Here is a 25,639-nt window from a genome sequence, read left to right as displayed (position 1 = left end):
GCGCCGGGAGCGGCTGGCGCGGCTCGACGAGGACGTGCGCCAGGCCGCGCTGTACGAGCAGCGGCGGGCACGCACGGTGGTGGCCCACAACAGCGTCCTCGCCGACCACATGGCCCGGTTCACGGCCGATTCGGCCTGGGACCGTGAGCTGACGGGATGGTACGAGGAGCGGCGCCGGGCACTCGCCGAACCGCTGACCGACCGGCTCCACCTGTACAGCCCGCAGACACGCGAACAGGCTCTGGCCCGCTTCGACGCGCAGTCCGCCGCGCTGCGCGAGGTCGCCGACGCCCGGCACACGGCGTACCAGGACTTCGCCCGGCAGTTCGAGGGCGGTGCCCAGGACACGGTGACGCTGTCCCACGCCGCCACGGCCGACTGGACCCGGCGCCACATCGCCGCGCTGCGCGACACGTACCTGGAGACCACCGAGCAGGCCCGGGACACCGGCCTGCCGGAGGTACTCCGCGCCCCCCACCCCCAGGCCGCCGCCCAGGACGACTGGCGGGTCCCGGCGTGGCAGGAAGCGCAGCGGGAGCTGCACCGCCGCTACGCCGACCTGCTGGCGCAGGCCCGTACCGAGGACTCCGCGACCGCCTCCGGCACCGACGGCGGGGCATCCGACGGCGCCACGACGGCGGAGCGGGAGAACACCTTCGACGAGGCGTTCCGCCAGTGGGCGCGGGAGCAGGCCCCGGGAGTGTCCGAGGAGCGGCTGGCCGCGGTCCGCGAGCGGGTCCGGGAGAACCCCGGCCGGTTCGGCGAGACGACCGCCGACCGCACGGCGGAGGACCAGCTGCGGGACGCCTTCTCCCTGCGGGCGGCTCGCGAACTGGCCGTGGTCCGTGGTGAGGAGGCGTTCCAGAGTGCTTTCCGCGGCTGGGGCCTCAGGCTGACCGACGCCTGGCGCAACCGGCTGACCGACGGCGTGCCGGCGCCGTTCGAGCTGGTCCTGGACATGGCCGAATCGGTGCGCGAGCTGGCCGCCGGTGACTTCCGCGACCGGTGGGAGGGGATGCTCCGGAACACCCTCGTCTCCGGCACCGACGTCCGTACCGGCGACAGCGCGGCGGTGCGCCAGTCGGCCCGGCTGCTGCGCGGGCTCGTCTCCGGCCTGGACGGGGAGTTCGACCGGTACGCGCTGCTCTTCGGCCAGCTCTCCCGGCTCGACGCGGTGTTCGAGCAACTGGCGGACGGAGCCTTCCACGACCGGCTCGACCAGGGCACCCGTGACCTGCTCGCCGCCTTCGGCGCCGAGCACACCGAGGTGTCCGAGGCGGGCCGGACCCGGATCCTCGAAGACGCCCGCCGATCGCTGCGGGAGGCGTTCGACAAGGTCTTCCCGAGCGCTGCGTCCGTGGCCGGGCTGGCCGACGGCGGCCGGGCGCTGCCGGGCGCCTGGCAGGACCGGGTGCGCACGGTCCTCGACGCGCTGCCCGGCCGGCTGGCCCTCCAGGCGGCGCGCGAGACGGCGATCCTGCGCTCGCAGGAGGACATCGCGGACGCCGTCGCCTCCTGGGCCGACTCCGCCACCGGCACGGGCCGGGCCTTCCTCGACCGGTTCCCGGTCTCCTCCGACCAGGTGCGCCCCCTGCTCCGCCGCACCCTGGACGTCTCCGTGGCCGCCGCCGTCGACGACCACTTCGAGCAGCTCTTCGGCCACGACGGCGTGACCGCCGGCGTCGAAGACGTCCGGGCCCGGCTGGAGCGCTGGCACACCGCGTACGCCGAGCTGACCGGCCGGGACCGGCTGCACACCTGGCTCACCGTGCGGCACGCCCGGGACGGCGTGGTCACCACCTCGGGGCGCCTCTTCGACGAACAGCTCGACCGGTGGCGCGCGGCCCACGGCCCCCAGGCGCTGACCGAGGCCGACATCGCCCGTGCCCGGGCCGGTCTGGACGAGCGGCTGCTCGCCGCCTTCGACGCGCTGTTCACCGGCCGTCCGGTCGGTCCCGACGAGATGGCCGGCGCGGCCCGCCAGTGGGACGCCCTGCTCGCCGAGCAGGCCCGGGCGCTGCCCGCGCACCTCGCCTTCGAATCCTGGTCCGACGCCGCTCTGCACGACGCCGCGCGGTCCTTCCACACCCTGCGCCCCGAGGACGACACCGCCCGGCAGCGGTGGGAGGAGCACGCCGAGGACTTCCGCGCCGACTTCCTGGCCGCGTTCGAACTGCTGTGGGCGCCCCAGGCCCTGTCCACGTCCTGGGCCGCCCATGAGGCCGAGCACGCCGACGCGTTCGGCGCGGGCCTGGAGGCGGCGCGGCTGCACGCCCTGCGCGGCGACGACAAGGGCAAGGGACGGGCCGCCGGCGAACGGCCGGCCGACCTGCTGCCGCCGGAACTGCGCGGACTGGACCACGGCCGGCTGGCCGCCCTGATCGGCAAGGCCGGTCAGCTGGTGCCGCCGAAGCTGACCATCAGCGGCGAGGCGGAGACCGAGGCACTGCGCGAGGCCCACCGCCGGCGCGTGCTGGAGGTCGCCGCCGTCCTGCACACCCAGGACGAGCGGGCGGCCCGCGACCGGGCCACGGAACTGGGCGCCGACCCGGCGCCGGCCGGGATCCGCGCGGGCGCCCGGCCGGCGGACACGACGGGACAGCGGACGGCGGGTTCCTCGTCCTCCGCGCAGGGACCCTCCGGGCTGGTCATGCCCCATTTCGGAAGTGCCGGGCAGCAGTCGGGCGGCGCGCCGCAGGAGCAGCCGGACGACCTGATGACGGACCTCTTCGGGGAAAGTCCCGCCGCGCAGGAGACCGAGGAGCCGGGACCCGGGACCCACGCCTGGCCGATCGAGGTCGAGGACGACGAGCACACCGGAAACGGGGCCGGACAGCAGTGGCGGTCCACGCGCTGGAGTTCCCGGGGACAGCCACCGTCCGCACGCCCCTTCTGGGGCGAGTGGCTCACCTTGGAGCAGCAGGACGAGCTGTTCACCCGGCTGCGGGAGCAGGGCGCGGAGGCACCGGAGGTGACGTTCGGCAGCGTGGCCGACACGGCCTTCGCCACGTGGGGGACGGTCCTGGGGCAGCAGCAGGTGCGGTGGCTGCACGCGGAGTACTGGCACCGGAATCCGCGCCGGCGGGGCGGCGCCTCGGAGCCGGGGCAGGGGCGCCGGTGGCGCGACTACGTCACCGGGGAAGCAGCGCACGAGGTGGCGGCGGCGCACGCGTACTTCACCACCCACGGGCACCTGGAAGTGCCGGCCCGGGTGGAGGGACAGCACGACCCTCTCGGCGGTTACATCGATCTGCTGCGCCGGATGCCCTACTCGAACCTGTCCCCGACGACCGTGGCCACCTGGAACGGGATGGGCATGCGCTGGGCCACCTCCACCGCGCTGGAGGCCGCCGAGGCGTATCTGAGGGACAGGGGGATCACCGGCCGGCAGCTCGACGCGCCGCCACCGGTGGAGGAGATCCGAGCGGTGCCGGTGCCCGGCTGGACGGCCACGTTCGACCTGGCACACTGGGGCGCGACGCTGCCCCATTTGTCTCGCATAACGGATACAGACCGTAACGCGATCCGCGACGTTCTCGGTCCGGTCTGGGCCGCGAGCGTCCTGCCCGGCGAGGCCGCGCCCACGGAGGGCTGGCTCCAGTTGTGGGGCGCGCCGCCACGCCATCTGCCCGCGTCCGTCGCCCAGGCCGCCTCTCCCGTTCCGCAGGACTCGGTGACGTCCGAGGAGCGCAGGAAGCTGTTCACGTACGTGCGGGCCCGCGAGCGGCAGCGCAAGCGCAAGCTGACGTTCAGGGACGTGCGTGGCTACGCCGAAAAGGTGCTGTCCAGGAAACTCAGCCTCGAGCTGGTCACCCGCCTGAGCGGTGAGTACGCCACCCGGCCGTCAGCCGCTGCCCCGCTCGGCCAGCGCGCCGCACGACTTTCGCAGCAGTCCGCGGCGTCCGTCCGGGGCGTGTCCGGTCCAGAGCCGATCGCGTCGGGTTCCGGTACGACGGAGAACCAGGGTGCCCCCACGGGCGGGCAGCAGGAGGCCGGCCCTCTCGGCACCGCGGGTGACCTGACGGCCGAACCCGGGATCGGGACAGGGCAGGCCGTGTCCGACGACGACCTGATGGGCATCGCCGGTCCGTCGTACGACACCCGACCGCACGACGGCGCGGGTCAGGACTTCTCCTCCGGAGCCGATTTCCAGTGGGACCAGTCGGTCTTCGGCCGACCGGACGCCGGGCTCGACGTCCCGGACGTCCCGTGGGACCAGCTCGGTCTCGGTCTCCCGGACGCAAGCGGGTTCGACCTCGAAGCCGAACTGACGACACTGGCCAACCTGCTGCCCGACGCGTACCAATATCAGTACCAGGACGGCTACAGCTACCAGGACTACTACAGCTACCAGGACACGCTGTCCGACGATCCCTGGTGGTCGTGGCTCCAGGCGGACACCGCCGGCCCGGCGCCGGACGCGTCCACGTGGCTCCAGCCGGCCGGTGGTGCGGACGACATCGCGCGGATGACGCCGGAAGCCGGACCGTCGTCCGCGGGCGGGGCCGAGGTCTCCGACTGGAGGGACCGCCCGTGGGGTCAGTCCCCGGAGCCCCGCTCCGACGCGGTACCCGACGACTCGCTGACCGACGCCGAGCGCACCGACTTCTTCGCCGCGGTGCGCCGGCACGAGTCCCTGAGCAGGGAGCCCCTGACGTACGCCGACGTCGCCCGGCTGGCGGCGCGGCGGCTGACGATCAAGCAACCGAACCCCGGCTTCGACGTACTCGACCAGTGGAGCCGGCTGTACGCGCACCAGCAACTGGCGGAGGACTGGAGGCTCACGGCCGCGGCTGCCTATTTCGAGGAGTTCCGGCACCTCAACGTCCCCGTCCGCGAGGGCCGTGTCGTGAACAGGCTCGGCAGCGCGCTCAGCAACTTGCGCGGGCACCGGCCGGCGCACCCCCAGCGGCTCATCGACGTGCTGGACTCCTTCGGCATGTTCTGGTCCTCCCGCGACGCCGAGGCAGCCGCCAAGGCATATCGGCAGGCCAAGGGGGACGCCTTCGTGGTGCCGCCACCGGCGGCGGAGATCCGCGCGCTGCGTGCCCCGGGATCGAAGTCGACCTTCGACCTCGACGCGTGGATCAGGCTGTTCCGCCGGCGTCCCCCCGTCACCCAGGACGACTACGCCGTCCTACGCGGTTTCGGCGACGCGTGGGGCCGTCTCGTCCTGGAAGAGCGCGACAGGCACCTGGGCCTCCCCCCTCGGACCGTCGAGCCGGCGCACGCGGCCCGGCAGGAGAACGCGGAGGCGGCCGGTGCGCGTACGGCCCAGGAGAGGACCACTCCGGAGACGTCCGGTGCGCACGTGCCGGAGGAGGGCACCGCTGGGGAGACGTCCGGTGCGCACGTGCCCGAGGAGGGCACCGCTCGGGAGACGACCGGCGCCATGGAACTCAGACTGCGCCGGGAGTTCGGCCAGGAGACGTTCGAAGCCCTCGCCCGTCAGGCGTCCGCCCTGCTCCAGCCCGCCACGCTGGCGGCCGGAGACCCGGCGAGCGAACGGCTGCGGGAGGCGCAGCAGCGGGGGCTGCTGCGCATCATCGAGACGCTCGGGCGGACGAACAGCGTCGCCCGGGCCGTGGCGCTGGTCGACGAACTGACGGTGCAGACGCCCGGTATCTGGTCACCGGTGCAGATGCTGGGCGCAGGCCGGTTCGGCGGCGCGAACACGGCGGGGTGGGAGGTCACCCCCGAGGTCCGCGAGCTGCATAGCGGTCTGGCGTCCGGCTTCGACGTCCACCGCGGTCATGGCCTCGGCGGTGACCCGGACGCCGCCGCGATCGCGCGGATCCTAGGACCGGACGTCTACGGGCAGCGGCAGGCACCCCCGGCGCCCGCGTTCCTGCGCGACTACGACTACGCCCAGCTGAAGGCCGCCCAGCGCGCGGCGTTCTTCGCCGCCGTGGACATGACCCGGCCGGCCCCGCACGCGGACGAGATACGGCCTTCCAGGCTGCCGCGGCGGCCCGGCACCGTGGTCGAGTCGGGCAGCCGGTCGATGAGCCGCGGCACCATGCCCGGCCTGCCGAAGGCCACCAGGATCGCCAAGCTCACGCACGCGATCTGGCTCGGCGGACCGCTGCGGGACGAAGGGGCCACCCGCGGGTTCCGGTGGAACGCCGCCAGGCTGGCGGCCTCGCATCCGGATTTCACCGTCATCCTGTGGACCGACGTCACGCGCGCGGAGTTCGCCGCGGCCGAGGCCGTCGCGAAGACGTCGGCCGACGCGGTGACCGCGGACCGCCGGACGGCCGACGTGCTGGACATGCTCCAGTGGGCGCGTGCCGCGGGAGTGAAACTGGTCAACGTCGACGAGATCTTCTCCGCGACGTCGCCCATGACGCTGGAGGGCATCTACCGGGCGGAGATCGCGCGGGCGATGGGCGTGGCGTACGCGGCCGCCAGCGACATCCTGCGCCTGGAGATCCTGAGACGGTTCGGCGGCGCGGCCAGCGACCTGGACAACGCGGTCTCCGGAAACCTGACCGGCGAGTTCCGGCGGGTCGTCGACTCACGGTACGGCCTCGGCACGGTACGCCACGGGGGCCGGCCCTGGAACGCGGCTCTGGTCGCGCCTGCCGGGCACGCCTTCCTGGACCCCTACCTGGACGTGATCCGGGGGAACTACACACGTACCCCGGCCGAGAACGTCCTGCGGTCCCTTCAGCTGCAGGACGGAGAGAGGCCCCTGGACGACCGGTCCGCGCGGCGCCCGATCGACCCCGCCGTGCTGCCCCACTCGCGGCAGACGATGCGGGACGAGGTGCTGATGCGCAGCGGTCCCAGCCCCACGGTCTGGCGGACGCTGGCCCGCCGCGTCGGCCTGTCGGACATGCTGGACGAGCTGGTCACGCTCTCGCCCGAGGTGTTCACGCCCGCGTCCGCCCAGTCCTGGCTCCCGCCGCAGCCCGGGCAGGACACGGCGGCGACCGTGTCCACCGCGCCGGCGTACGACCACGCGGAGGAACTCCGGGTCGCCCGTGCCGTCGTGGTCACCCTCGTCCAGGGCCTGTACCGGCAGCCCGGCAACCTCAACCTGGCGCAGGTCGCGCCCCTGGTCCGCAGCCGGCCCCGCCCCGACGACCTGTGGGACGCGGTCGTCGGATTCATCGCCGCCGACCCGGAACTCCGCGACCTGGTACGGTCCGTCACCTTCAGCATGCTGGGCGGCAGTCCGCTCCAGCCGGTCGACACGGTCGTCCTGCCCCCGTGGTCCCGGCGCCTGGTGCACACCATGCCTGGCGCGCCCCGGGGACGCCTGGGCAGCCACGTCCTGCCGGCCCGGCTGCTCGATCCCGACGAGGCCGACCTCGATCTGCCCGGGACCGAGGTACAGGGGCGTCGCGACCGGCGGACGGACCCGGACACCGCGGCCGGACTGGCGGCGCGACTGGACATCTCCGTCCCGGCCGCCACGACGCTGCTGAGCAGGGCGAGCGGGTACGTGCGCGCGCCGATGGCGATGGACTCCGAGGCGGCGAGGGAGGAGTACTACGGGCGCCTGGCGGAGATCGCCCGGGTCCTGCACACGGAGGGCGAGGCGGCGGCCCGGCGACTGGCCGGACCGAACACGCGTCTTCTCCCGCCGGGCGCCGGCCGGCTCGCCGAGGCGGACACGACCGGTCAGGACGCGGGCCGGGCCGGACCGAGCACCGTCATGGCCGAGCCGGTCATCGTGCCGGTCGACGGCACGGCGGCGGCGGAGCTGGACGCGGCGGTCCTCGGCCCGCGACCGGACGCGCCGCGCAGCCTGGACGCCCTGCTCGACCAGGCCCTCCGCGACCGGCCGGCGGACCCGCGACCGGTGTCCATGACCGAAGCGGCACCGGAAACGACCGCAACGGCACCAGAAACGATCGCAACGGAACCGAAAACGGCCGCAGCGATAGCAACGGTCGCTGTCCCTGGACTGAGCGACCACGTCCGCACCTTCGGCTCGGTCTTCGACGGTGCCCAGGGCACCACCCACCTCGGCCTGGTGCCGGAGGAGACCGTCGCGTGGCTGCGCGAGCAGGTCGCCCGGCAACTGGAGGGGGCGACCGGCCCCGACGCGGACCTGCGCCGGCGCGTCGACTCCAGGCTGACCGCCGCCTACCTGGTCCACGAATGGGCCGACGTACGCAGCGAGACCGGGCTGCGGCTGCAGTTGGAACACCGCGGGGCACGCCGGACCGTCTTCGTACGGCTGCGGCTGGACGATCCCCGGTCCGCGCCCGAACTGCTGGACGGACTGGCCGAGGGCGTGCCCAACCGGGTGCAGCGCTGGGGCGCGGGCTACTCGGAGGCCGGCAACTCCTCCGGAACGGCCGACCTGCGGACCTTCCAGTTCAACTACAGCCATGTGTGGGACGTGCCGACCGCCGGCCCGCTGCGCCAGATCGTGCTGCAACCGCAGGTCAACGTGGTCCGCAACCAGTTGTCGACGGCCGTGAGCGCCGCCGGTGGCGCCCAGTCGCTGTCCATCACCACCACGCTCGGCGGGACGGTGCCGTTCGACTACCGGATGCGCTGGCAGGTGCGGGCCGACGGCGCGCAGGCCGCCGGGGACTGGACGGCCGAGCGGGAGAACGGCCGGATCGCGGTCTGGTTCCCCGAGCACCTGACGAGGACCGGACAGCAGAACGCGGCCCCGAACACCGGCCGGGAGCCCGCGCCGGAGAACACGGCCCCGGCCGACGGTGACGGCACGACCGCCCTGGTCCGGCCGGCCGCGGCCGAGCGGGAGGCGGCCCCGCTGCGGGCGGCGGTGCACGAATCGCCGCTGTACGCGGTGGAGTCGGTGCTCGCCCCGGACCGCGTGCTGAACGCCGTGGAGGCATCCTTCGCCGATCACCTCGACAGGGCGACGGAGGCGTCCCGGGAGGACCTGCGGCGGTTCTTCGGCGCCCGCAACCTGCGGGACGCGCTGCCCCGAATGCTGAGCGGATGGCACAACTCACCCGTGCTGCTGGCCGGCGACGGCTCCGTGCTCGGCCACTTCCGGGTGCACGCGGCCCTCACCGGCCAGGAGGAGACCGTCGGCCCGGCGGCGCCGGAGGCGGACCTCATGCACATGGTGGTGCGCACGGTCCGGGTCACCGGACAGGCGACCGTCACCAACGCGGCGGGCGCCGACCTCAGCGTCTCGCTCGGCTTCTCGGCGCCGCAGACCGAGAGCGTCCCCGATCCGGTCGGCGGCTCGGTGTCGCTGAACGCCGGAGCGCGCCACCAGGTGTCGTACGGCCTGGGCTCCGGCGGCGAGGTCACCAGGTCGCAGGCGCTGGAGTGGAGCGGGCCCCTGTTCCGGGTACGGGGCCGGGTGGGCCTCGTGGTGGAGCTGGTCGGCCCCGGCCGGGACCGGGTGTTCCCGGCGCCGGGCAGCCCGCTGGACACCCCCGTCGGACTCGGGTCGTACCCGGTGGTGTTCCAGGTGCCGTCCCGCGCCGCGCTGGAGGGCGTCCAGGACACCGCCCGCCGGCTCCCGCCCGAGGTGGCGGAACTGCGTTCGCTGGGCATCTCGACCACCGTGCTGCGCGTCGACGGCGCCGAGCCGCTGTTCGCCCTGGCCGAGCGCTGGCTGCGCGAGCACGGCTTCCTGCCCTCGGCGGGCAGCGGCGCCGGCTGGACCGGTGAGGCCGCCCGTGCCCGCCAACTGGTCAACGCCCGCGCCCTGGACCACGCCCGCTCCGGCGAGTCGCTGCGCGCCGCCGCCGACGAACTCGTCGACGGCGGCCACACCGTCTGGTTCGAGCTGCCGACCACGGCCGACACCCAGCGGGTCGCGCTCCGGCTGACCGCCGAGCGCCGGGGCGACGGCCCGGTCGAGGCGGTCCGGGCGCTGCCCGGCGTCCAGGTGAACAACTGGTCCGGGTTCGCCCGCCCCGGCCAGGAACAGCGCACGGTGGCCCCCGTCGCCTGGTCGGTGACCGGGTCCGGCGCGGTCAGCAACCCGCTGGAACGCCACGTCGAGCTGCCGTTGCAAGGCATCGGAACCGAGTACGCGTACAGCCGGCAGACCGCCACGACCACCGGTACCGGTTCCCTGGTGGGCCAGGAGAAGTACGTCGTCTCCTCGGCGGACGACGGCCTCCAGCTCTTCGACGTCCCGGTGCGCCTGCGGCTGGACCTGACCTGGAGCCACGGCCCGGCGCCCCGGCCGGTCACCGCGAACGGCACGCTGGGCCTCGCGCTGCCCACGTACCGCACCGAGGCGGCACCGGAGGCGGCCGGGACCGCCGAGCCCACGCCCCGGCCCGCCGCGGACCCCGTCCAGGTGAGCGACGAAGAGCTTCGGCGGCTGCGGGCCGCCGCGGACTCCGGCGAGCTGCACCGGCTCCCGGAGACGGCCTTCGTGGACCGGGTGACGGGCGGCAGCGCCCTGGCCGACGCGGTGAGCCGGGTGCTGGGCACGGTCGCGCCCGCGCCGCGGACCGGGGAGCCGCTCGACCTGTCGGCGGCCCTCGCCGGGGACCCGGAGACGGCCGAACGCCTCACCGGACCCTGGGCGTCGGACGGCGCGGTGGGGCCGCTGGGCCGGGTCGTCCGGGCCGCGGACGGGGCCTGGCGGTGGACGGCGCGCTCGACGGTGGGCGGTTCGCTCACCGACGCCGACAGCATGGCGCAGCAGGTGCTGCGTTCCGCGCTCTCCTCGCAGCAGCTCACCGGCAACGCCCTGGCCGTGTTCGGCGACGGGTTCGTCCTGGAGGGGATCGGCAGCTTCGGACTGGCCTCGGGCACCGACGCCTCGGTGACGGTCAGGGCCTACCTGGACGGCGTGCGGATGCGTGCGGAACCGCCGGCCATGAGCCTGGAGACCTGGCTGTACTCGGCGGACACCTCCTCGGTGACCCGGTCGGTGGGCAGCGGGCGGCAACAGGGGCTGACCGTCAGCGGTGCCTACGGGCCGACGGTCGGGTTCTTCCCCAGCGGGCGGTACGCGCACTCCTCGGGCACCTCGGCCGGTGTGACCGTCGCGGACAACGCGTCGAACGCGCGGGTCACCGCCGACAACAACACCCGGCTGCACCGGTTCACGGCCGATGCCACCTACGAGGTGACGGTCCGCATGGGCCGGCGGAACGTGGTGTCCGGGACGCTGGCCGGCGGCCCCCACACGGAGCGGACCTTCGGCATCCGGGTGCCCGACGCCGTGGAGTTCCTGCTGCCGAGCAGCGAGCTGGCCCGGCATTTCCCGCTCACCCGGGTACTCGGCCTCGCCCCGGCCGTGCCGGCGGCCGACCTGGCCCTGCCGGCGTTCTACCGGGCGACCGGTCAGCTCGGGCAGGGCGCGGTCACCCAGACCGTCCTCGACGGCCCGCGCGGCGGATTCCGGGGCCGGATCACGCGTGCCGTGGAGGCGGCGGCACCGGGGGCGACCGTCCCGGGAAGCGCCGCGTACGTGCCCGGTGTCCTCACCTGGATCGCCGACCACACCTCCCAGGTGGCGCTGCGCGCGCTGATCGCCGCGGGCCCCGAAGGGCGCGTGGCGATCCACTTCCTGCACCGCGGCTGGCTGACACCGAGCCTGGTCGAGGTGACGCTGGCGGCCCGCCCGAGGCCGGACGCCGACCTGGACGCGCTGCGCGGGTATCCGGCGCCGGACACCTCGGAGCTGACCCGCTCCGCCGCGCACGGCAGCGGGCGCGACGGCGACCTGCCGGTGCCCGGCGCCGCCGGGCAGAGCGTCTCCCACTCCCGCGGCCACGAACTGGACGCCGTGCCCGTGCTCCAGTACCAGGGCCGGCGCGTGCAGACCACCCTCGCGCTGTCCGCCGAACGCGCGGTGGGCGCCTCGGTGTCCGCCTCGCGGGAGACCCGCGTCTGGCGCCGGTCGGGCGAACTGGTGGAGTTCCCCGACATCCCGTACGAGATCCATGCGTCCGTGCGCAGCACCCCGCTGACCGGGGCGCCCGTCGCCCGGCTCGCCGACGCGGTGGCCGGCGGCGTCGCCATGGAGGACCTCCACGCCTCCGTCGACGCGCGCGTCACCCTCCGCTTCGACCGCACCGACCTGCCCGCCGAGCCGGGTGACGTCGCGCGGTTGACGAAGCCCGACCCCACCGTCCTCACCGACGACCCCACCGCATGGCGCGTGGAGCCGGAGGACGCGGTCACGGTCGACGTCGAGGGCCTGCCGCTCGCCGTACGCCCCGCCCTGACGGGCGGCCACTGGGTGCCGGAGCGGCCGTTCTCCTTCGAAGCCTTCGACGCCGCACCGCAGCTCGCACAGGCCCTGCGACAGGTCGACCCGGCGCTCGCCGGTGTGGACCGCATGCACACCTCGCTGTCGTACGAGGCCCTGCTGATCCGGCTCACCCGGCTGGTGCGGCCCGGCGGCGGCGACGCGGGCGTCCTGCTCGACCGGAGCGCCGTGGGCCGTTTCATGGGACGCACGGGCACCAGTGACGCCACGTCCGCGCGGCTCCGGCTGTTCCCGCAGGAGGTCCTGACCGAGGGCCCCACCGCCCTGGACGACGTCCGGGTGGCCTCCGACTCGTCCGCCGCGAGCGCCTCCACCGCCGTGACCCCGGCGGTCAGCACCCGCTTCACCACACCGCTGACGGCGGACCAGACCCACCGCGTCCGGCTCACGCTGCCGAACGCCCAGAACCGCGCGAGCCAGGGCCAGTCCGCGGCGACCAACGCCTACCGGCGCGACTACCTCAAGTTCGGCGTCTCCGCCCCGGCCGGCGCGGCCGGTCCGACACCCGGCTACCTGATCCGCTCCCTGGCCGTGCTGCGGGTCGAGGGGCCGGGCGGCACCCGCTGGGTGGTCGGCACGATGGTGCTGCGCACCCTGGACCTCCCGCCCGGCCTGGCGGTGTCCCGCCCGGACGGGGACACCGAGCAGCCGGCGCCGTCGGACGCGGGACGGGAGACACGGCCGGAAGACGAGCGGACGCACGACACGGAGCCGCGGCCGGAACACGAAGCGGATCCCGAGCGGGCGCGCCGTGGGGAGCCCGAGTCGGCCGACGCCCAGGGCCCCCAGCCGGTCCGGGTCCCCGGAGCGGTGCGCTCCGCGGCGGGGGAGACGGGGGCGGACCGTGCCGGGGAGTCCGCCGCCCGTCGGGGCTCGGTGGACGGCCGGACGGCGGTGCGGGCCGCCGAGGCCGAACCGGACCGGACGCGGGAGCCGGCGCCGGCGGAGGAACGGCGGGTGCCGTCCGCCGCGACGAACGACGGCGTACTGATCGAGCTCGCCGGCGACGACCCCGCCCAGAGCCCGGCGGACGCGCAGCCGCGCGCCGGCAAGTCCAGGCGGCGCAAGGCGGCCCCGAGCGGCGCCGACCGGTCCGCGGACCAGGCCACCGCACCCGCCTCCGCCGGTGAGACCTCCGCCGCGGGCCGGACCTCCGAGCCCGCACCGCTCACCATGGAAGGGCGCAGGCTGCTGGAGGCGGCCGTGCGCGCGTCGGCCGTACCCGAGTTCGCCAAACCCCTCGTGCGGACGCAGCTGATCGCCGCGGCCCAGCGGTCCGGCTGGCACGACGCGTGGCCGGTGCGGGCGATGGCCCGGCTGCTCGGCGAGGACGGCCGGTGGCACGCGCCGGAGAACGCCGCGGCCGTGACCCGGCTGCTCCAGCCCGACGCCGCCCACGTGGTCGAGCAGGCCGCGGAGCACCCGGCGCTGACACCGTTCCTCTTCGCCCATCCCGAGATGCCGGAGGTGCTGGCGGTCTCGCCGGCCTTCCTGGACGCCCTGAAGACCCTGCCGGAGGAGTCCCCGAGCAGCGCGGACGCTCTCGTCGACACGCCCGACCACCTGGGCGCCCTGCTGGCGAAGTCCCCCTCGGGCCGGCGGGAACTGGTCGACGCGATCGAGAGCCAGGCGGCCTGGGCCAAGCTGCTGCTCGTGTTCCCCGGGCTGCCCCTCCATCTGAACGGTCAGCAGGATCTGCTCCGCGCGGTGCTGGACGCCAAGGACAAGACGCTGGCAGGCGTCCTCGACGTGATTCCGGAAGCCGCACAGGCGCTGCTCCGGACCGATCGCCCGGTCCATCAGCTGATGTCCCTGCGCGAGGACTGGGCCCTGGTCACCGGCCTCTCCGCGACCCTGGGGACCACCGCGACGGGCGAGCTCGACTTCCGCCGGCTCTACGCCCACCGGGACCTCCGCGCGGCTCTGCGGGCCCACGGCGACCAGGCGTACCCGCTGTTCCGGGTGCCCGGCCTGCTGGACCTGGCGATGAGCGACCCCACGGTGGTCGAGACGCTGGCCGGCAGCCCGTGGCTCGTGGACGTCCTGCCGGACGTGCCCGCCTTCGGTGCCAGGATCGCCCGGTCGAAGGAGCTGATCGGCGCCGCCGCCGGCAACCCGGCGGTCGCGGAGGCCGTCTCCTACGACCCGCGCGCCTTCGACGCGGTTCCCGACGACCGGCTGGCCGACGCGCTGCGCGCGGCGCGGACCCCGGAGCGGGCCGCACGGACCGCGCCGCCGGGTGCCTCTCCCGTGGACCGGCTCCGGGCCGCGAACGCCGCCCTGGACGCCGCACTCGCCCAGCCGGAGGCGGCGAACGTGCTCCGGCAGCAGGCCGGCCTGGTGGCGACCCTGGCGCGCCACCCCTGGCTGCTGTCCCGTCCGCACGAATACCGCAGGCTGCTGCTGCCGGAGAACGCCCCGGTCAGGCAGCGGCTGGTGGCCGAGGACAACGGTGCTCTGCTGACACCCGACGTACTCCGGGCGGTTCTGCGCCACGTGCAGCTGCGGGACGCGGTGGCCGGACCCGATGGCGACGCCGCCCTGGCCCGTATCGAGGACGCCGTCGAGCGGCATCCGTGGCTGCCGGCCGTGCTCGCCGCGAACCCCGCGATGGCGCAGTTCGTCGCGGGCACCCCGCACGCGACCCTCGCGATCGAAGCACTGGACGGCTTGGCCGCCCGGCTGGGCACCGACGACCGCCTCATCGGATTCGTCGGCGGAACTCTGGGAGCCGTGGCGTTTTTCGACCGGCTCGGCACGGTGCCGGACCTCGCGGACGCGCTGCTGGAGAACGACGGCGCACTGCTCGGATTCCTCAGCAGGAACCCCGGGGCCCTGACCGCCCTCGGACCCCGGGGACTGGAGAACCTGCGCCCCCACGCGGCCCTCGTGCGCGAACTGGCGGGCCGGTTCGGCACGCCCGTCTCCGTGACCCACTGGGAGCACCTGTTCGACAGCCCGCGGCTGCTCGGGGCGCTGGCCCGTCCGGGCAGCGCGACGGCACTCGACCTGCTGCTCTCCGCACCCGAGGCGTTCGCCGAAGCCATCGCGCGCCCCGGTTTCGCCGGGGCGCTGGCCGACGGGAGCCTCGACGACGGCTTCGCCCGGGTCGCGGAGGCCCGCAAGGCCGGAAGGAAGAAGAAGAGCCGCGCCTGGGTCAGGGAGCTGATCGCCCTCGTCGATGGCACCGGTCGGCCCGTGCTGTCGCCGGAGGGCATCCGGTACCGGGCCGGGGACACCTCGCTCATCCGCGCGTTCAAGCTGCCCCGGGAAGAGGCGGCGCCGCACCTGGAGGCGTGGGCCGCGGAGGCCGGCGCGTCCACCGAGGAGCGCGCCCGGGCGCTGAGCGTCGACGAGGCGGTCCGGGACGACCAGCGTCTCCTCGGCCTGGCCCGGGAACGGGACGCGTTCGCGGTCGCCTTCCACCACAACCCCGAACTGTCCGAGACGCTCAAGGCCAGGCCCGCGCTGTCCGAACTGCTCGCCGACTCCGCGCAGAACGCGCTGCCGCTGCTCCACGACAAGCCGGACCTGACCCGTGCGCTGCGCACCAACGACTACCTGTACCGGCTCTTCCTCACCCAGCCGAAGATCCGGTCCTGGTTCCTCGACAGCCCCGACGCCGTCGCCGTCGCCGTGAGCAATCCGGAGCTGAGCCGGCTCATGCTGTTCGCGGACAACGCCTACAACAAGCTGTCCTCGGAGAGCGACCGGCGGCTCATCATGATGAGCGTGGACGCGGCGCGCGTCATAGCCGACCAGGGGCCGGTCGCCGCCGTACTGCTGGACGACAGGGCGCTGCGCGACGAGCTGTCGGAGCAAGTGCTCCAGGACAGGGGCCTGCTGACCGTACGCGCCGCGCTCGGCAGCCTGCCGCTGGTGCGGGCGCTGGCGGCGGAACCCGACCGGCTGCTGGTCATCAGGATCGTCCGCGGGCTGGCGGAGGGGCTGGCCGGGAACCCCGGCCTGTTCTCCGACGAAGCGGACTACCTGCGGCTGCTCACCAGCAAGCCGCTGCGGCACGCGTTCTCGGCGCACCCCGGACAGGTGCCGGTGGTGCTCGCGGACACCGAGCTGACGCGGACCGCGCTGGCCAATCCCGCCGTGGTCGCGGCGCTGGCGGCGGACGAGGGGCTGGCCCGGCTGCTGGCACGGCGCCCGGCCGTCCATCAGCTGCTGCGCCGGCAGCCCGACGTGGCTGCGGACCTGGCCGGGGACGGCCGGACGCTGCGCCCGGCCCTGACCGCGGTGCGCGGCCTCGCCGAGGCGATGACGGACCACCCGCGGATCGCGGCGGAGCTGCGGCAGGCACCGTGGCTGGCGGACGCCTTGCAGCGGAGCCAGGGCCTGCTGGAGCAGGCGCGGACGGACGGTCCGCTGTGGCGGGCGGCACGGGCCGGCCGGGTCTTCGCCGAGGCACTCACACCTCAGCTGACGCGCCGGCTCGCGACCCGGGAGGCGCTGCTGACGGTACTGGCCGACCGCGCGCCGGTAGCGGAGACGATGCCCGCGGCGGACCTGCGACGACTGCTGTCGAACGCGGACCTCACCCACTTCCTGAACGACCACCCGGCGTTCGCCGCGCGTTTCCTGGGCACCGCCGCGTGGTACGAGCCGGCGCTGCGGAACGCGGACTTCACCACCGCGCTGCGCACCCTCGCCCAGGACGCCGCCCGTTTCCGGCAGCTCGCCGAGGACCCGTCGCCGCAGGCCCTGACGGGCGCGGTGTCGAGCGGCGCCGGTCCGGCGAGGACGACCGAGGCGCCCCCGGAGCGCGCGCCCGAGAACGCCGGGCGCGACCGGGCGGCGCGCCCCGGCCGAACCGGCGGGCGGACGGCGACGCGGCCCGCGCGGGAATCGGTCTGGGCCCAGGCGCTCCGCTCCGTGCCCGAGGCAGCGGAGCTGCTGCTCGGCTCCGCGGGCGGCGCGGTGTCCGGAGCGCTGGGCGAGAACCCGGAACTGCTGCCCCTGCTGATCGCCTCGCCCACCGTGGCGGAGGACCTGCGGCAGAACCCGTCGCTCTGGCCGGAGTACGCGTTCGGCGCGTTCCTGCGCACCGGCGAGGCCGGACTGGAGCACTTCGAGAACGACTTCCGAGCCTGGCTGGATCGCACCGCCGTGGTGCTGGAGGGTGACTACCACGGTCGGGTGACCGAGGTGGCGCGTGGCGTGTGGGCGCGCTCGCGTGCCGAGCGGCAGGCCCGCGAGGCGGCGGAGACCGCCCGGGCCGCCGAGCGCCTGGCGGCGTTCTCCCCGCTGCGGACCGACAGCTGGGAGTATGGCGAACGGCTCGTGTACGCCAGCCACGTACGGCCGGACCAGCTGACGGAGGCACGGCTGACGGTGCTGCGCCGGGTGGCCGACGGCAGCCTGCGGCCCCGTGAGATGCGCATCAACCGCGCCCTGCACGTGCACCTGGACGGCGGCAGCGGCGGAGTCTCGTTCGCCTACGTGCTGGCACCCGACGGCCGCGTGGACGTGCTCGTGTACGCCGTCAGCACCGCGCGCCAGGGCAACCGGTACAAGTGGGAGGGCCACAGCAGCCGGTACAGCGACGGCCCGCTGGACCTCGACGTGGTGCGCAACCACCCGGCTCTGGTGGCCTCCGTGGCGCTGGTGCGGGAGACCGCCCAGCGGGCCGAGGCGGAAGCGACGGCGGTCCGGACCGCGAACGGCAAGGTCAGGGGGAAGCGCAAGGAGACCGGGGCGGCCACCGCCGCACGGTCCGCCGAGCTTCCCCCGCTCGTGACGGACGCCGAACTTGCGCGCCTGACCGAGGCGTTGACGAGGTACCACACCGCCCTGGCCGAGGACGGTGCCGCCCACCGGGCCCACCACACCCGCGCGCTGCCCAGGACGCAGGCCCGGCTGGAGGAGACCCGGTGGGCACTGCGCGACCTGGGGCTGGACCCGGACACGTACGGCACCGGCGACGTACTCACGCTGAGTGCGACCGGCCCGCTCGCCCAGTGGGCCGACGAGGAGGCCGACGCACCGGAGTCCCCGATGTCGTACGACGACGACTCCGACGACGACGGTGCGACGTCCTCGATGGACGAGGACGCGCAGGAGCTGCCGGACCTCGACGCCCGGCTGCTCTACGACACCGCCGGCAACATCGCGGGACTGGACCTGCTCGGCAGCGCGCGGGAGGACGAGGCGGACGGCGCGCGACCGCTGACCGTGCGGGACGGCTTCGTCCTGAGGTTCGACTACGACCCGGGCGTACCGCCCGCCGCGCCCACCGTCGTGGGCTACGAGGACGGCGAGCCGGTACGGCTGTCGCTCGACGCCTTCGCGGAACTCGCCGCCCACAACCGCGTCGGCGACCGCCCGCTGTGGCTGGTGACCGACGAGGGCGCGCGGTACGGGCTCGACCTCGCCAGGACGGTTGCCGACCGGGCGGGCGTCACCGTGTGGACGCACAGCGGCCGGGTGGACCTGGTCGGCAATGCCTTCGGGGTCCTGGAGGTGACCACCGTCCGGGACACCGACGGGCCCGAGGGCCACTGGATGCGCGTCGATCCCGCCCAGGCACCGTCGTCCGCCGTCACGGGGGAGGAGGACGCCGGAGAGGGCGAGGACGACTACGTCCGGTCCGTGACCGGCGAGCGGTTCCACTTCCGTTCCCTGGTGATGACGCCGTTCGCCGACCCGCGCACCGGACACGTCATCGGCCACATGTCGCTGAGCACGCAGGACCGGGCCCGGACCGAGTTCGCCTTCCGGTCCATTCCGGACATCGGTACCTTCCGTGCCGGACGGGCCGTGGACGGTGCCACGGGCATCACGGGCGTCAACCCGTGGGGCGACGGCGCCCCGCGGCATTTCGTCGTCGCCCACGGCCGGGTGGGCGGGGCCACCGTCCGCCTGCACACGCGCGACGACCGCCCGTTCGAGTTCGCCGGCGACCAGCTGGGCCTGGTGCTGCGCCGCCAGGCCGGCTACGAGGCGTTCCGGCGGGGCGCGGTGAACGCCGTGGACAGCGCCGTGATCACGGTGATCTGCAACATAGGCAGCTCAGCCGCCTTCCCCGAGACGCCCTACATCCAGAGCCTGGCGAACAGTCTGGGAATGACGGTGACCGGTCCCACCGGGACCCTCGGCGTCGGACCGAGCACGCTCTACATCGCGCCGTTCCGGAACCGGGCGGGCTGGCTGACCGCCCGGCCCGGCGCGACCGGCACGACGTTCCGGGGCGCGGAGATCGTCGAGGTGCCCGACGGCACCGCCACCGTCCCGGCCGCCGGCAGCCACGGCGGACCGCCGGTGACCGAGCTGGCTGCCGGACCCGGCACCCCGGAGGCGGACCGTCTCGACCGCGCCCTGCTGGAGCCGCGCCCGGAGACCGTGCCCAGCCTGGACACGGTCCTCTCCGCGGCCGGCGCCGCCTCCGCGACGGCCGTGCCCCGGACACCGCGGGAGGAGCAGGCCGGCGCCGGTCGCGTCGCGCGGCCCGCCGAGACCCCCGAACAGGCCCGCGACCGCCGCGACGCCGGCCTCGTCTTCGCGCCGCCCGCCCACACCGTGTCCGCGGACTTCCGGCACGGCACCGGCACCGAGACGTACGCGTTCGCCGACGACCGGCTGCCCGCGGCGATCCGCGAGGGCGTCCTGGCGCTGCTCCCGGAGCGCTCGCGCGAGCGGGCCGCGGACGCCCTGGCGGAGTACTTCGAAACCGCCGGCCTCGCCGACGCCCTGCGCCAGGCCGTCGGCGACCGGGTCACGGTGGTGCTCGGGCTCCCCGGCGGCCCGGTGGCCGTCACCGTACGGCTGCGGCTGGGCGACTGGACCCAGCTCACCGACCCGCGCGGCGCACCGCTCGCCGAGGACGCCGGCACCACCCGCTGGGAGACCCGCGACCGGCGCGCCCCCCAGGTGCTGGACTGGCGGGAGACCGCGTCGGCCAACCGCACGGTCAACCACGGTCTCGACACGGCCGCCGCCCTGCCGTTCTCGCAGGCGCTCGCGCTCGTACCGCCCCTGGCCACCGCCGGCGCCGCGCTGCGGACGCTGCTCACCGGGTTCGGCAAGACCACCGACTTCACGTCCTCCACCACCCTCGGCACCACCCGGATCCTCCGGCCGTCCTCGGACCGGGCCGTGGACTTCCGCCACGACGTGGGCGTCGACCTCGTGGTGCAGCGCCGCGGACAGGCCCCGCGGCGGTGGCGGACGGTCGTCGAGAACTCCCTCGTCGCCCGCCACCCCCGCGAGACCGTACGTGAGCTGCCGCGCCCCGACGGCGTGCGGCACGCCACCGCGCCGCTGTGGCAGCAGTGGTCCGGCGCGCCCGAGGCCGGCACCGCCGGACTGCGCCGCGCCCTGGACGCCGCCCGGGACAGCGGCGCCCTGACCGCCGACGCGCACCACCTCGGGGTCCCGGCCGGCCGGGCGCCCCGCCCCGCCGTCGTCGGCGCACCGATTGCCCTTCCGGAGGTCTCGTGGCTGGAGTCGATCACCGGCGCGGCCGACTACCGGGCCGCCGTGTTCGCCGCCGTGAACCCGGCCCTGGCCGACCCGTTCTCCGCGGCCTTCGAAACGCTCGACGCCTTCGCCCGGGTGCGGACCCTGATGGCCGGTCTGCACCAGGCCGCCGCCGGCGGCTACCGGTCGACGGCGGTGCACTCCGCCACCGGCCGGTCCGAAGCGGTCCGGGTGCGCGCCTCCTTCCACAACCCGCGGGTCGTGGCCGGCCTCGACGAGCCCACCCGGGCGGACACCGAGGACGTCCGCGTCGGCGACGTCGGCGCGTCGGCCGCCCAGTGGGACGCCTCCACCACCGGAGTCTCCGACGCCGTCTCCCTGGCGGCGACCGCCGTCGGGCTCCCGATCCCGCTGCCCTCGCTGTCCTATGTGCACTCCGTGCGGTTCTCCCGGCCCGGCCAGCAGGCCGGCAGCGTGGAACTCAACCGGCTCCGGTACACCGACGAGCCCACCACCGTGGTCGAGTTCGACGTCCGGGTGGACACCCGGGGGCTCGGCGGGCGCGGCGGCCCGGAGACCTGGCTCACCGCCCGGGTGCGGATGCTCGCGTCCGACGCGGCCCGCCTCGCACCCCGGCGGCAGGACCCGGCGGCCCCGGCCGCGAACCGCACCGCCGCCTCGCCCGGCACCCCGGCCGGTAGCGCCACCGCCCCCGCCGCCCCGGCAGGTACCGCCGTCGCCCCCGCCGCCCGGGCCGGCACCGGCACCGCCCCCGACGCCGGGGCCGGCACCGTCGTCGACCCCGACATCGCGGCCAGGACCGCCCCGGGCCGCACCCTGCGCCTGCCCGCGCTGTTCCGCGACTGGCTGCCGCCCACCGGCCGCGTCGGCCACCTGGACGCGGCGGCCGCCGAGCGCGTGCGGCTGCGCACGCTGGAACTCGTCCACGACCGCTTCCCGGGCTTCCTGGCCGCCCGTGACCCATGGCGGGACGCGCCCGTGGCCGAGGCCACCGGGCTGCCGGCCCGGCCGGCCGGCGACCCGTCGCCGGAGCACGTCCGCAACCAGCTGACCCTGGACGAGGCCCTGAGCGAGACCGGCCTGTCCCGCCGTATGCACCTGATGACCGGCCAGGGCCACGCCGTGGTGCTGACCCGCACCGGTCCGGCCGGACCGGAACGGATCAGGGTCACCGTCCGCGCCGGCCTCGACCCGGACGACTTCGCCTACGTCCGCTCCCAGCGCGGGCGGATGGACGTCTACTACGGCTCGTACTACGACCTGACCAGCTCGGCGACCCGGCGGTGGAAGCTCGCCGCGGGCGTCGAACTGCCGCTCGCCGGGCTGCTCCCGGACACCGACCTGTCCACGGAGGCCGCCGGCGGCCGTCTCGCGCCCGGCCTCAGCTGGAGCGGCTCCGTCACGGAGGCCGGCGGGTTCTACGCGGGCGGGGCGTCCGGCGGTGGATCGCTGTGGGTGTCGGAGTTCAGCGGACCGGTCCGTCTGCACGTCACCGTCGAGCGCGTCACCGGCCCGGGGCAGGCCGCGGCCGACCCGGTCGCCGCCGGTCCGCTGCCGGTCCGGGCCGCCCTGCTCGTCTCCGAGGACCTGGTCATGGAGGACGACGGCGACGGCCGAACCGTCCGCACCCTGGACCTGGAGAGCGGGTTCGACGACACCGGTGCCGCCGTCCGGACACCGCGCCCCACCACGGACGGTCCGGCACCCACCTGGACCCCCGCGGACGGACGCCTGCCGCAGGACACCCTGCACATGGTGCGCACCGACCACCTGCTGCCGCACATCACCGACCTGCTGCGGCAGGCCGGCGTGCCCGCCCTGGACCCGCTCGACGAGGCGGCGCTGCGCACCGCCGTGACCGGACTGGCACCCCGGGTACGGGACTTCGCCGGAGCCCCGTACCCGCTGTGGACCCGGCCGGTCGGCCGCGGTTCCCTCGGCCTCCCGCAGTGGGCGGAGGTGTCGGTGCAGGCCACGGCCGGCCCACTGACCGCGATCGGGGAGAGCGAGCACGCCTACCACTACGACCACACCCTGGGCACCGCCCTGGTCCGGCACACGGAGACCGACGACAGCCTGTCCCTGTACGCGGGCGTCGGCACGTCCCTCACCTTCGCCCCGGGCGCGGCGGAGGAGAGCCCCGTCGAGGTGCAGCTGTCCGACCTCAACCGTTCCGGGCCCGAGTTCGGCTACACGCGCGGCGGTCAGGTGTCCGCGGACCGCGCGGCGAGCGGGCGGAGCGACCGGGTCGACATCACCACCGGCACGCACGTGTGGGCCGACGCGCCCGTCACGTTCCGTGTCACGGTGCGCCGCTGGACGGAGCGGCAGGCCGGCTTCCTCGGCCGATCCCGCTCCCGGCGCGCCTCCGAGCGGGAGATCACCGGCGAGCCGGTGACCGCGCCCGGACTGGCGCTGATGCAGCGGGAACCGGCCCTGGAGCGCGGGCTCGTGACCTCTTGGGCGGCGGAAAGGACGACACCGGCGCCGGAGCAGGTACCGGTCCAGGTTCCCGGACCCGTCCGGGAACCGGCATCGGCCCCCGACCAGGCGCTGGCCCCCGCCAACGTGCTGCGGGGCGACGGCTTCGACCACACCGCGCTGCTCTCGGTGCCCGACCTGCGGCCGTTCGTACGGGGCCTGCTGCCCGGACTCCGCGAGCTGCTCTCCCCGGAGCACGCCGACGCGGTGGAGGCCGAGCTGTGGAAGACGGCCTCCCACCAGGGCACCAAGGCCCTGCTGGAGACCATGCTGGCGGGCCTGCCGATCCTGGTGCCCCACCGGAGCGGGCTCTGGACGACGACGGCCCGGGTCACCCTCACCGCCCGGCTCACCAACGCGCGGGCGCTGGGCCAGGAGCCCGGCGGCCACATCCTGGAAGGCGGGAACCAGCGCGCCGTCGAGCGTGCGAGCACCCCGCTCCACGACGGTGCCGGACAGCCCGCCCTCGCCGAGCAGCTGGCCCTGATCGACTCCGACGCCCCGCAGCGCGCCCTGTCGGGCTTCGCCCCCACGGTCGGTCACACCACCACCCCGGCCGGCCAGGCGCGCACCGGTCACCGCGCGGGCACCGCCCTCCGGCACGCGGCCCGCCCGTGGACGACCGCGTTCGACGTGGAGGTCACCGCCGGCCTGGACCTGCACTGGGCGCTGAGCGCGTCCTCGCCGGGCGTCGGCATCGGTCTGCCGCTGATCGGACGGCACCAGCACCACCGGCTCGGCACCCGGCTGCTGCCCGGCTCCCTCCGCCTCGGCTACCGGGAAGAACTCACCCAGCCCCGGTCGCTTCCGGCCCCGCGCCCGCCGGCCCTGGTGGTGTCGAAGGCACCGGTCGAGTACGCACGGCAGGGGGTGCGCCCGACCCCGGAGCTGCTCCGGGAGGCGTTCCTGGGCACCGTCGGCGACCTGGCGGCGCTGCGGGCGGCGACGGAGGGCCTCTTCGCGACGCGCGGGCCCCGCACGGGCGTCTCCCCGGCCGCCAACTCCTGGCAGGGCGGTCTCTTCGTGCTGCGGTCCAAGATCGCCGCGATCTTCAGCCCGCCCTACCTGAGCCGGTGGTTCCTCGACCTCGCCGCGCAGGGCACCCTGCACGAGCCGGTGACGGTGCCGGGCACCAGTACCGACCTTCGCGGACGCCTGGAGATCAGCGCGGACATCCGGGGACTGCGGGTGTCGGCACCGCGCGGGAGCGGCGACGGCACGCTGCCCGGCACGACCGTCCAGGACGCCCAGGGTTCCCTCCGGGGCGCTTCGGGCACCGCCGGTTCCGGCGGCCGGATGGCGCACGCGGCCGGCGGGGCCTCGGTCCGGCACGACGACCGGACGTTCGCCCGGGTGGAGGCGACCTCGATCACCTGGCACATCGTCCACCGCCCGGTGACGGGCAAGCCGCGCGCGGTCGACGTGACCGTCAGCGACGAGGCGGCCGTCTTCTACGTGCCCGCCGAGAACCTGGAGGCACTGCTCGCCCTGGACGGCGACGAGGACCAGGCACGGCCCGCGACGGACAAGGGCAAGGCACGGCAGGCGCGGGAAGAGCGGGAAGGGCAGGAGGCACCGGAGGCGGAGCGGTCGCCGGGCACCGTCCGCGTCACGCCCGACGAGGAGATCGCGGCCCGGGAGGAGCACGCCGACGCGCTCACCGAGCTGTCCCGTGCGGAGTCGGCGCTCCGGTCCCTGGAGGAGCACAGCAGCACGGGTGCCCACCCGGCGGCCGTCGAGCGCGTGGCGGCCGCCCGCCGGCGCCTGGCGGACGCGGAGGCCGCCACGGCGGACCTGGAGCACGCGGCCACCATGGAGCCGCTCACCGAGGAGCAGCTGCGGACCGGGCTCCGCCTGCTGGGCGGCAGCCCCCTGGACCGCTTCCGCGAGCCGGCGGACGACCACGTCTCCCACCGGATTCTCTCCACCGCGGGCACCGTGGTCGGCCGCTCCTACTTCAGCACGGCCGACTGGGCCGGCCGCTCGGGCGACTGGTCGCAGTACGACCCGGCCGGCACCCCCGTCTACATGCGTCAGCGGCAACCGCACCGGCTCGACCAGGTCGCGGAGCCGGTGCCGTGGCGCGATCCCGGCCAGTACTTCCTCACCTCGCACTCCAACGAGGCCCAGTTCGCCGCGGAGGACACGGCGGGCAACCGGCGGCGTCTGTACGGCCCGGAGCTGGCCGCCGTGCTGCGGCGACGTCCGAGCCTGCGGCAGCTGCGGGCGCGGAACCCGCAGGCGGGCGTCGTCATGGTGGCCTGTGAGGCCGGAGCCCTCGACGAGGGTCTCGCCCAGCAGACCGCCGACCACCTCGGCGCCACCGTCTACGCGCCGACCACCGTGGCCGGGATGTACCGCCCCACCGTGCCGGCCGAGGCGCCGGGCCGTCCCGCTCCTGAGCTGTCCGCCCGTCCGTACGCGAGCGGTACGGACGGCCGGTACCGTGTGTTCCGGCCGCGCCCACAGGCTGCCGTGGCCGTCATGTTCGCGAGCGGCACCAAGCCGGCCGCCGCCGGCCTG

General features: G+C 75.3%; 1 protein-coding gene (only partly in view). It reads left to right on the top strand.

The whole window is internal to a scabin-related ADP-ribosyltransferase gene (locus tag ACZ7KF_RS26250; RefSeq protein WP_471079703.1) on the top strand: the coding sequence, 50,862 nt in all, runs 5,897 nt past the left edge and 19,326 nt past the right edge, and what appears here is coding positions 5,898–31,536 — codons 1,966 (partial) to 10,512 (complete); the first complete codon in view begins at window position 2. Both codon boundaries (start and stop) fall beyond the window edges.

This window comes from Streptomyces sp. NPDC038200 (genome assembly GCF_055600785.1).
This window is presented reverse-complemented; position numbering and strand designations above follow the sequence as displayed.